At 62.6% G+C, this 519-nt stretch carries 1 pseudogene; it reads left to right on the forward strand.

What is annotated here, in order from left to right:
- Positions 1-519 (forward strand): annotated as a pseudogene (locus EKA13_RS28025) (LysM domain-containing protein); the annotation flags it as partial.

Consider the following 519-nt stretch of genomic DNA (forward strand, 5'->3'; position numbering starts at 1 on the left):
CAGGGCCGTGAGCGCAGAACAGAACAAGGGCATCAGCAGCGCACCGGTATTCATGTGGTGGAAGTGATCCTGTTCAGTGACCCGAGCCGACGCTATTACATCCGCACAGCGTTTCATGAGCGTGTCGACTGGAACGGGCGTGTCAGTACACGGATTCTGGCTGGTAAACCCTTCAACAAGCAGTTGGCCGGCGAGTTGATCAAGGACATTCAGTCGGCGATCAGCACCAGCCGTAAATCAGGGCCACTGGGTAGCCTGGAGGCCAAGCTGGCCTCGTGGAGCAGTGACAAGGACAACCTGCTCAACACCCTGCACCAGGAAGTCTCCTGGACCTCCAACGCCACCGATGCGGCCCGCTACGCCGTCTCGGCCGACGCCCAGGCCCTGCGCTTCGCCGCCAGCGCCAGTGCCGGCATCAACAGCTGGAGCCCGGCGCAGGGGCTGATCGACGTCGGGGTCAAGGGCACGGCCGAATTTTCCCTGGCCGACGCCGCGGTGTCCTTCAACAGCTACTTCCCC

The sequence above is a fragment of the Pseudomonas defluvii genome (assembly GCF_001695625.1).
Taxonomy (GTDB): domain Bacteria; phylum Pseudomonadota; class Gammaproteobacteria; order Pseudomonadales; family Pseudomonadaceae; genus Aquipseudomonas; species Aquipseudomonas defluvii.